The 9,574-nt window shown below is 59.5% G+C and carries 11 protein-coding genes; 5 read left to right on the top strand and 6 right to left on the bottom strand.

Going from position 1 to position 9,574, the window contains the following annotated elements; translation table 11 throughout:
- Positions 1–150: 150 nt before the first annotated feature.
- From Q0X21_RS04530 to Q0X21_RS04520, 3 genes are read right to left on the bottom strand one after another with little or no spacing between them, the layout of a single operon-like run.
- A complete protein-coding gene (locus Q0X21_RS04530; RefSeq protein ID WP_297850574.1) occupies positions 151–768 on the bottom strand; it encodes an energy-coupling factor transporter transmembrane protein EcfT in 618 nt (205 codons plus the stop codon).
- Between the two features lie 2 nt (positions 769–770).
- On the bottom strand, positions 771–1,487 hold the full coding sequence (locus tag Q0X21_RS04525; RefSeq protein WP_297850573.1) for an energy-coupling factor ABC transporter ATP-binding protein: 717 nt from the start codon (positions 1,485–1,487) through the stop codon (positions 771–773).
- A gap of 9 nt (positions 1,488–1,496) precedes the next feature.
- Complete coding sequence (locus Q0X21_RS04520; protein ID WP_297850572.1) at positions 1,497–2,081, bottom strand: biotin transporter BioY; 585 nt, start codon at positions 2,079–2,081, stop codon at positions 1,497–1,499.
- Positions 2,082–2,173: 92 nt separating this feature from the next.
- Here Q0X21_RS04520 and Q0X21_RS04515 point away from each other — a divergent pair, with 92 nt between their 5' ends.
- From Q0X21_RS04515 to Q0X21_RS04505, 3 genes are all read left to right on the top strand, one after another.
- Positions 2,174–2,389 (top strand): DUF3046 domain-containing protein, encoded by a 216-nt coding sequence (locus Q0X21_RS04515; RefSeq protein WP_297850571.1) that lies wholly within the window; start codon positions 2,174–2,176, stop codon positions 2,387–2,389.
- Positions 2,390–2,552: 163 nt separating this feature from the next.
- Positions 2,553–3,665 carry a recombinase RecA gene (gene recA, locus Q0X21_RS04510; protein ID WP_297850570.1) on the top strand — a complete coding sequence of 371 codons (1,113 nt, stop codon included), beginning with the start codon at positions 2,553–2,555 and terminating at the stop codon, positions 3,663–3,665.
- Between the two features lie 6 nt (positions 3,666–3,671).
- Positions 3,672–4,307 carry a regulatory protein RecX gene (locus Q0X21_RS04505; protein ID WP_297850569.1) on the top strand — a complete coding sequence of 212 codons (636 nt, stop codon included), beginning with the start codon at positions 3,672–3,674 and terminating at the stop codon, positions 4,305–4,307.
- A gap of 11 nt (positions 4,308–4,318) precedes the next feature.
- Here Q0X21_RS04505 and Q0X21_RS04500 read toward each other — a convergent pair whose 3' ends face one another.
- Positions 4,319–4,480 (bottom strand): hypothetical protein, encoded by a 162-nt coding sequence (locus tag Q0X21_RS04500; protein ID WP_297850568.1) that lies wholly within the window; start codon positions 4,478–4,480, stop codon positions 4,319–4,321.
- A 160-nt stretch (positions 4,481–4,640) separates the two neighbouring features.
- Here Q0X21_RS04500 and miaB point away from each other — a divergent pair, with 160 nt between their 5' ends.
- Positions 4,641–6,161 (top strand): tRNA (N6-isopentenyl adenosine(37)-C2)-methylthiotransferase MiaB, encoded by a 1,521-nt coding sequence (gene miaB, locus Q0X21_RS04495; protein ID WP_297850567.1) that lies wholly within the window; start codon positions 4,641–4,643, stop codon positions 6,159–6,161.
- Positions 6,162–6,172: 11 nt separating this feature from the next.
- Complete coding sequence (locus Q0X21_RS04490; RefSeq protein ID WP_297850566.1) at positions 6,173–6,805, top strand: hypothetical protein; 633 nt, start codon at positions 6,173–6,175, stop codon at positions 6,803–6,805.
- A gap of 5 nt (positions 6,806–6,810) precedes the next feature.
- Here the strand turns inward: Q0X21_RS04490 and Q0X21_RS04485 are convergent, their stop codons facing one another.
- Positions 6,811–8,385 carry an FMN-binding glutamate synthase family protein gene (locus tag Q0X21_RS04485; RefSeq protein ID WP_297850565.1) on the bottom strand — a complete coding sequence of 525 codons (1,575 nt, stop codon included), beginning with the start codon at positions 8,383–8,385 and terminating at the stop codon, positions 6,811–6,813.
- A gap of 120 nt (positions 8,386–8,505) precedes the next feature.
- Positions 8,506–9,573, bottom strand: a complete 1,068-nt coding sequence (locus tag Q0X21_RS04480; RefSeq protein ID WP_297850563.1) for a GNAT family N-acetyltransferase — start codon at positions 9,571–9,573, stop codon at positions 8,506–8,508.
- Between the last annotated feature and the right edge of the window lies 1 nt (position 9,574).

Raw genomic sequence — 9,574 nt, 5'->3', positions numbered from 1 at the left:
GATGGGCGGTCAGCTTGAGTCCGGTAAGAAGCAGGCCATCGAGCAGGGCAACTCTTCTTCCAACGCTGCAGACGATGCCGCTAGCGCCAACGTGGACAAGGATGCTGTTGCAGAGCGCATGCGTGAGCTGCGCGGCGAGCACTAATTCATTTAATCCACTGCTCCGCGTGCCATCAGCGCCTCGCCCGTTAATTGGGCACGGCGGATGCTGCGGATGACCAGTGGAGTTCCAAAGGCCAGGAGCGAGAAATTCGCGCCCCTGGCCTGTCGTGCGTCTAGGGACTCATTCGCGGTGCCCAGAATGACGGGGATCTGACGAATCGTCAGTGCGATAGCAAGGCTGATCGTGTCTACTGGCACACCGATGCGTTCCAACGGGGCCATATTGGTCTCCAGAGCCTCCATGAGGTCCTCGATGGTGGTGGTCAAGGTGAACAAGCTTGCTGCCATGAGCGCGGCGATGAGCCCGAAGACGGTGATCAGCATTCGCTCTAGGCCGTTCTGCCACCACAGAAATACCCCGATGAAAGCCATGAATGGCAAGATCGGCAGAACTTGGCGAAGGGCAGTGCGGAAGGGGATGCGAGCGATCGCGTAGAGCACGGCCACACCGCAAGCTGCGGCAAACGGGTGCCAGGGGTGTGTCGGCAAGGCGGTGATCAAAATGATGAAGACCAGCAGTGCCACGAATTTCGCTGCCGGGGAAGCGCGGTGGACAACGGTTGTTCCTGGGATATAGACGCCCAGCGGAAGTTCTTTGATCCGCATAGTTATGGTTCCCGGTTTTCAGTTTCGGCGCGGTCCAGCCGGTCCATCAGGTCGGTGTAGAACGCAATGGCCTGTCGTGGCTGGCCGTCGAAGACGATGTCGCCGTCATTGATGCACAGCACACGATCGAAATCGGCGAGCATCTCGATATCGTGGGTGACTACGATGACCTGCTGGTCAAGGGAAGTCAGCTCGCGGATAATGCGTCGCCGGTTGCGCATGTCAAGCAGGGTGGTGGGCTCATCGGCAATGACCGTTTCTGGTTCGATGACCAGCACTGAGGCAAGCGCGAGCATCTGCTTCTCGCCACCGGAAAGCGTGTGTGGGGAGTTTTCAGCAAGGTCGGTGAGTTGGAAGCGGTGCAGCATGTCGTCGACACGTGCTTTGATCTCAGCTTTGGGCAGCTTGAAGCGGCGTAAGGAAAAAGCAATGTCATCGCGCACCTGGGGCATGACGATCTGCGCTTCAGCGTCGGAGAAAATGAAGCCGACTTTGCGACGCACCTCTTTGCCGTGTTTGGACACATCGAGCCCGTTATAGGTCACGGTGCCCGACGACGGATCGATGAGCCCGTTGATGAGCCGCACCAGAGTCGATTTACCGGAGCCATTCGAGCCGATGATGCCGATGCGTTGCTCAGTTAGCTCGAGCGTGAATGGCTTCAGTACAGCATCGGAGTTGTAGGCGACGCAGGCGCGGTCGAAAGAAATAGTGGGCACAGCGAGAGATTAACGGGTCCGGCGCAGCTGGGGGAAGGCAGCGTGGACAGCCATGGCGATGGCGATCATGACGGCGAGCTTAGCCATACCCGGCAGGATGAACGGCAGCTGAGCAGCAATCGCTGGGCCGAAGGCCATGTCAGCGCGCCACATCAGGCCAAGGGCACCGAAGAAGTACTGCAGCAAAACCGCCACGACGCCGCCGAGAGCGAAGTAGCCAACCATAGCGAGCTTGTTGTTACGCGGTGCGCGGTATGCGATATAGCCCGCGGCAGCAGCGCCAAGCAGGTAGCCGAGCAGATAACCGATCGTCGGGCCCGCGAAGGCCTGAATGAGAGTGCGGCCGCCAGCGAGCACAGGGAAAGCAATACTGATGAGCAAGAAGAGTCCTGTGGCGAAGAATCCACGACGGCCCCCCAAGACAAGGCCGGCAAGAATCGTCGCGACATTCTGTAGCACGATCGGCACACCAGCCGAACCGATCGGGATTGCCACGAAGCCGAGCACGGAGATCAGCGCGGCGAAAACCGCGATATACGCAATGTCTGTGGCGACGCTGGTTCCGCGTGCGCCGGACGGGGTTGTAGTTGTCATGGAGGAAACAATAGCGAGGCATTGAACGGTGTTCAATTAGGGGGTTGGGTGGGCGTCGATAAGCGTTGTGCGCGACGCGTAAAGTGGGCCGCATGCGATTGACGGAATTCCACCAACGTGTCACCGACGAATTCGGCGACGCGAAAGGGCAGTGGGTTGTGACCTCGCACGTCTTCGCAGGTGAAGGGAAAACAGCGGGCGAGCTTATCGACGCTGGCGTAGACCCCCGCATCGTGTGGGACCACCTGTGCGATGACTTCGATGTCCCTGAAGAGCGCCGACTGGGCATTGACAGGCCGGGCGAATAACCTATTCGAACATTCGTGCGTGTATGTTCGAGGGTGATGTCGCGCATCCCACTAGTGTGATTTTCAGTGAAGAGGGAACCGGACACGTGATGAGTGCCGTCTAAGAAGACAAGACTCTCAGCCACGCGAAACGGGAAACACACAAAACGAAAGGAACCACGCCATGGCAACGAAGAAGAAGGCTGCCTCCGCTGCGAACGACCGCCAGAACGCGCTTGACGCGGCAATGGCGATGATCGAGAAGGACTACGGCAAGGGCGCCATCATGCGTTTGGGTGATGAGAAGCGCCCGCCGATCCAGTCGATCTCCTCAGGCAACACCGCGATCGACGTCGCACTTGGCATTGGTGGGTGGCCACGTGGCCGCATCGTAGAGATCTACGGTCCGGAATCCTCCGGTAAGACCACGGTTGCGCTGCACGCCATCGCGCAAGCGCAGCAGGCAGGTGGCATCGCAGCCTTCATCGATGCGGAGCACGCACTCGATCCGGATTACGCGAAGAAGCTCGGCGTGGACACCGACAACCTGCTGGTCTCCCAGCCGGATACAGGTGAGCAGGCCCTTGAGATTGCGGACATGCTGGTGCGCTCCGGCGCGATCGACATGATCGTCATTGACTCGGTCGCCGCGCTGACCCCGAAGGCTGAAATCGAAGGCGAGATGGGTGACAGCCACGTCGGCCTCCAGGCACGCCTGATGTCCCAGGCGCTGCGCAAGATGACCGGTGCGCTGTACAACTCCGGCACCACCGCGATTTTCATTAACCAGCTGCGCGAGAAGATCGGCGTCATGTTCGGCTCCCCGGAGACCACTACCGGCGGTAAGGCGCTGAAGTTCTACTCGTCCGTGCGCTGCGATGTCCGCCGTATTCAAACTCTGAAGGACGGCCAGGATTCTATCGGTAACCGCACTCGCCTCAAGGTGGTCAAGAACAAGGTGTCACCGCCGTTCAAGATCGCCGAATTTGACATCATGTACGGCGAAGGCATTTCGCGTGAGTCCTCCATCATTGACCTTGGTGTGGACAACGGCGTGATCAAGAAGTCCGGTTCCTGGTTCACCTATGAGGGGGATCAGCTCGGCCAGGGCAAGGAGAAGGTCCGCCTGTTCCTCAAGGACAATCCAGATCTGGCTGATGAGCTGGAGCGCAAGATCTTTGAAAAGCTCGGCGTCGGCGAATTCGCCGGCAAGGACGATGAGCTGAGCGACGAAGCGATCGACATGGTGCCCAATATCGACTTCGATGATGAGGACGCCGGCGCCGGGGAGAAATAACCCGGAATGCAGTCACGTTCGTCGCGGCGGGAGCCGGACCCGGAAAAGCTCCGCAAGCTGCAAGAAGCGCTCGATGCATACGCGGCAGGCGGTGGTCCGGGGCTGATCGACCACGAGCACGAAAAGGCCACCGCAAAGGTGCGCGAACGTGCTCTGCGCTTGTTGGATCAGCGGTCTCGCTCGCGCCACGAATTGCGGCAGCGTCTTCTTGATCCGCGTCGCATCAAAGAAGGGGAGGACGCACCTGACCCCGCGCTTATCGACGATGTCTTGGACTCCCTCGAACGCTCCGGCCTTATCAACGATGAAGCCTTTGCGCATGAGTGGGTCCGCCAGCGCTTTGAGCGCCGCGGAAAATCCTCGAAAATGCTCCGCCTGGAATTGCAAGACAAAGGCGTATCTGCCGCTGACCAGGAAAGCGCACTGGAACAAATCGACGAAGACGATGAACGCGAACTCGCCCGCACTCTCGCACGGAAGAAAGCTAAGTCGGTAAAAGCTGTGCCAGCTGACCGCGCGGAGCGCGACAAAATGCTGCGCCGCATCGTCGGGGTGTTGGCCCGCCGTGGCTTCCCACAATCAATGGCGCTCCAGATCGCGAAAGAAGCTCTCGATGAGCGCTGCGAAGAGCTAGAGGGCTAAGCGTGCCCTTGTTATTCCGCAGCTAAGAAGGATGTATCGCCCGGGGTGGCGCGCAGCTCATCTGGATCGATATTCAAGTGCTCAATTACGAAACGATCGAAAGAACCGTCGTCGTACATCTTCTGCAAAGCGTCATTGACAGCGTCGATCGATGCTTGGTCGTCGGAGCGCAAACAGACGCAGCAAGCACACCGACGACGAAACGTCCGATGCGTTGATGCGAAAAAGTGAGCATGTTTTCCTCCAGGGGGCTGGATCCCTTTCAAGATTAGCGTGGCTGTGCTCAGGTGAGCGGTTATGCGTTGACCGCGGTGGGCAATACACTTGACCACCGTGACAATCGGGACAACAGAGACAAATCCACGCACCTACGAGGTGCGTACTTTCGGCTGCCAGATGAACGTGCATGACTCTGAGCGTCTGTCGGGTCTGCTCGAAGAGGCTGGTTACCAGGCTGCACCGGAAGATGCGGAAGCTGACCTCATCGTCTTCAACACGTGCGCAGTGCGTGAGAATGCCGACAAGCGCCTGTACGGCACGCTCGGCCAGCTGCGTGAGGTCAAGCGCAACCACCCAGGCATGCAGATCGCCGTCGGTGGGTGCTTGGCACAGAAAGATCGCGACACCGTGATCGACAAGGCCCCGTGGGTCGATGCCGTGTTCGGCACCCACAATATGGCGGCGCTTCCGGCGCTGCTTGACCGTGCACGCGTCAGCGAAGAAGCCCAGGTTGAGGTCGTCGAAGCTCTCGAGCATTTCCCATCGGTTCTGCCCGCGAAGCGCGAGTCCTCCTACGCTGGTTGGGTATCCGTGTCCGTGGGCTGCAACAACACGTGCACGTTCTGCATCGTTCCGTCCTTGCGTGGTAAGGAGCAGGACCGCCGCCCGGGCGACATTCTCGCTGAGGTCAAAGCCCTCGTCGACCAGGGCGTGACTGAGGTGACACTGCTTGGCCAGAACGTCAATGCGTACGGCGTGAATTTCGTCGATCCGGACATGAAGCGTGACCGTTCCGCATTCTCGAAGCTGCTGCGCGCGTGCGGTGACATCGAGGGCCTGGAGCGCGTGCGTTTTACGTCCCCGCACCCTGCGGAATTCACCTCCGATGTGATCGACGCGATGGCGGAGACACCGAATGTGTGCCCGCAGCTGCACATGCCGCTGCAGTCTGGTTCAGACAAGGTGCTTAAAGACATGCGTCGTTCGTACCGTTCGAAAAAATTCCTCGGCATTTTGGATGAGGTCCGTGAGAAGCTGCCGCACGCGGCGATCACGACCGACATCATTGTCGGTTTTCCGGGTGAGACGGAGGAAGACTTCCAAGCAACGCTTGACGTTGTGGAGAAGGCCCGCTTCACCTCGGCATTCACGTTCCAGTATTCGCCGCGTCCGGGCACGCCGGCAGCGGAGATAGCCGATCAGATTCCGAAGAAGGTAGTCCAGGAGCGTTTCGAGCGCCTGCTTGAGCTGCAGGAACGCATCAGCGCCGAGGAGAACGCGAAGCTCGTGGGCACGGACCAGGAGTTGCTCGTGCAGGAGACGCACGACAAGAAGGACACCGGCCGCATGTCGGGCCGTGCGCGCGACGGCCGCCTTGTGCATTTCACCGTCGAGGGCAATATTGATCGCACGGTGCGCCCGGGCGATATCGTGCACGTCACGGTCACGGATGCGCGTCCGCACTATTTGATCGCGGATTCCGGAATTCACAGTCACCGTCGCACGCTCGCCGGCGACAACGCCGAGGCTGGCCAGGTTCCCACCACAGCACCTGTCGGCGTGGGACTCGGCTTGCCTACGATCGGTGCCCCCAAGCAAGCACCCGCCGCCAATGCATGCGGCTCATGCGGATAAAAGGAGCACACATGCTTGACGACGCTAACCGCCCCGACCTCGCCGCTTTAGAAAAGCAAAGCGCAGACAACATCGATTTGGGTGTGCGCCGTTGGGTGCTCGCTGCGTCGATAGTTTTGTTCATCGTGGCGCTCATCTTGCCTTTCGCCGGTGATGCCGCCGGGTGGGAGATGCTCGCGTTCACTGAGCCTGATGGCATTAATGTCGCAGTGGGCGAGCGCGTTTTCACCGTGCTGTCGTTTGTGTGCCTAGTCGTGTTCACGCTTTTGCTGGTGATCACCCAGCGCACGAAATTCGCACTGTTTGCCTGGATGGCGGGTTGTGTCTCACTCGTGGCGGCACTGCTGGGGTTGTGGTTACGTCAGACCGGCACGAGCGATGATTCGACCGGCGCCGGCATGTATCTCGCCATCGCGTGCGTGATCGTCGCTGTCCCGTTGTTGACTGCCGCGTGGATGCACCGCGACCCGAGGCAGCAGGAAATGGAAGCCCTGCGTCGCGAGCAGACCGATTTCAACCCGGTCGCTGAAGTCCAGGCCGATGCGGGCCACCAGTCCGTCCGCCACGCGGAGAACGCAGAAACGCTTATCGACGACCGCCGCGCACGCGCCGCCCAACGCCACCGCCGCGTGCAGGGCGATTAACTGACTTAGCGCAACCGGGTTCTCACGGGCAGTCGGAACTCATCCGGGCTGGCGTGATTCCATGCATCTGCCCATGCTTCCGGAGCTTCAGCGAGGAGTTCGCCGGGCTCGAGCCAGTCGTAGAGCGCCTCGTAGGACTTAGCGACACCTGGCTCAATGACCTGGCGGAGCATGCCGTGGGTGAGCTCTTCTGGCGACGTTGCGCCACACGACGCCATCATGGACACCGCGTGCTGGACGGTGGCTTCGTGGTAGTTCTTCACGCGCAGGGCCTTGGAATCAACATCCAGGGCGCGCTGTCGCCAGTTACTCTGGGTAGCCACGCCGGAGGGGCACTTTCCGGTCTGGCATTTTTGTGCCTGGATGCATCCGACAGCCATCATCATGGAGCGAGCCGAAAGCGTGTAATCCGCACCTTGGATCAGGCGCTTCACAATATCGTTGGCTGCCGCGACCTTGCCGGAGGCACCAATCTTGATCTGATCGCGTAGCCCAGTGCCAACGAGTGCGTTGTGCATCATCATGAGGCCTTCGGTCAGAGGGAGACCAACGTGGTTCTCGTACTCGAGTGGGGCAGCGGCGGTTCCGCCTTCAGCACCGTCGATCACGATGAAATCGGGTGCGGTGCCGACTTCTCGAATTGCTTTGCAGATAGACAGAACATCGGTCATTGAGCCGACACACATCTTGAAACCAGCAGGCTTACCGCCGGATAGCTCGCGCATCTCAGCGATGAACTCAATCAGTTCGGTCGGGGTGGAGAACTCCGAGTGACGCGATGGCGAAATAACTGTCTTGCCCTCTGGCACACCACGCACACGAGCGATCTCCGCGGTCACCTTTGTGCCCGGCAGCACGCCACCGATTCCCGGCTTGGCGCCCTGGGAGAGCTTCAGCTCCGTCATCTTCACTTGGTCGGTTGCGGCCAGCTCTTTGAATTTCTCACGGTCGAACCTGCCGTCAGGGGTGCGCGCAGAGAAATACCCGGTTCCAAGCTCCCAGATCAGGTCACCGTTGTTTTCCAGGTGGTAGGTACTCAGTCCGCCTTCGCCTGTGTCGTGAGCGAAGCCGCCCATCTCGGCGCCCTTATTCAACGCACGCACGGCGTTTGCGGAAAGAGCACCGAAAGACATCGCGGAGATATTCATCAGCGAAATGTCGTAGGGCTGTGTGCAGTCCTTGCCACCGACCCGTGCCCGCGGGGGAAGGCTTGGCTCCTGCGCCGGCATCATGGAGTGGACGAGGTATTCGTAGCCAGGCTTCAACACATCGCGTTCAGTACCGAATGAGCGGTCCCCGTCGGTGCCGTTGGCGCGCTGGTTGATCATCTCTCGCGTCTGGTAGTTGAAGGGACGGCCATCCCAGTTGCTTTCCACGAAGTACTGGTGGATTTCTGGGCGGATGCGGTACGCAAGGTAGCGTGCATGGCCGAGCACTGGGTACCTGCGCAGGATGGAATTTTTCTTTTGCGTTAGATCTCGTGCTGCCAGGGATGCAGTCGCGGCTGCAGCCGTGCCAGCGATGACGGCCCCCGGTTTCTGTGAAGCATATTTTTTGATAGCCGACACCGGGTTCTTCATTTATTTCATCACCAATTCACACATTGCACGGGATCAATACAGATAAAACCCAGTTTAGCGCTCGTTTTTGTGCCACCATATTTGCGAATTTAATCACGCAATAATGGGGGTGAAATGGGTTTAATTACGCTGCCAAGCAGTCGTCGCGGAGATGGCTTGAGCACCACCGCGTCGCGCCAAGACGTGGGCAGCTTCGCTTATCGACGGATACGAGCTATACCCCGTCTCCACCTTTCCCCACTTGTGCTTGGCTGCTGACAGGGCAGCTTCAACGAGCGCGCTTCCGATACCGGCGCGACGGTACTCGGGCAAGACGAAGACGAGACCGAGTTCGATGAGGGAGTCATCGTCGGCGTCGTAATGAACGGCCTCGGCAAGTCCAACGGCCTTTCGGTTTTCACCGCCTGCGAATGCGATGGCGGTGTACTGATTTCCACCACGGTCCAGCAACCGCGCCTGGGCATCGTGGAGACGCTGGGGCGTCCATTCCACGGTGTCTAGCTGCAAGTCACCGCGCGGATATCCCTTGGAGGCTTCGGTGAGCAGAACACGGAAAAGGTCGAGGTCAGTGGTAGAAATTTCGTTATTGAAGACCACGTTGATGTCATCGATGGGCAGCTCAGCCACACTAACAACAGACTCTTCGACGGTGAAGGTGGCTTGTTGCTCCTGGTAGGCATCGGTGTAGCCGGCTTCAGCGAGATAAGGGGCTGCAGGAGCCGATGAATCAGCCGCGTGGGTTTCCCAGATCTGGCGGGTGGGGCGAGAAAGGGAGCGAGAGAGGGCGTCGATAAGCGATAAAGCACTATCCCACGGCTCACGCGGAACGGGCTCGCCGGGCAGTGGTGCGATAGCGGCGTCGAGCGTAATGGCCGCCTCGATGACGTTAGTGTCCTCGAGCAATGGTAATGAGATGAATACCCACGCCTCGATGTCCGCAAGATCATCGACGCTGATCAATGGGTAACCACGTGGCCCGAGCGGACGCGGTGCCTGCACGCTGGTCAGCGCGAATAACAGCGAGTCGGACTCAGCCGAGCCTTCGAGACGCTTCGAAATATGTGATGCCGAAAGCCCCGAATGCGCGCTGCCGGTAATGTCCTGGATCGAAAGCGTAGCCGAAAACGCGTATGCACCGACGATCTCCTCGGCATCTCGACTAGTCGGGGAATAAAGGAGAAATTGCAAA

Source organism: uncultured Corynebacterium sp., assembly GCF_947253065.1.
GTDB lineage: Bacteria > Actinomycetota > Actinomycetes > Mycobacteriales > Mycobacteriaceae > Corynebacterium.
Note: the sequence above shows the minus strand (reverse complement) of the source record. Positions and strands in the feature narration are given on the sequence as shown.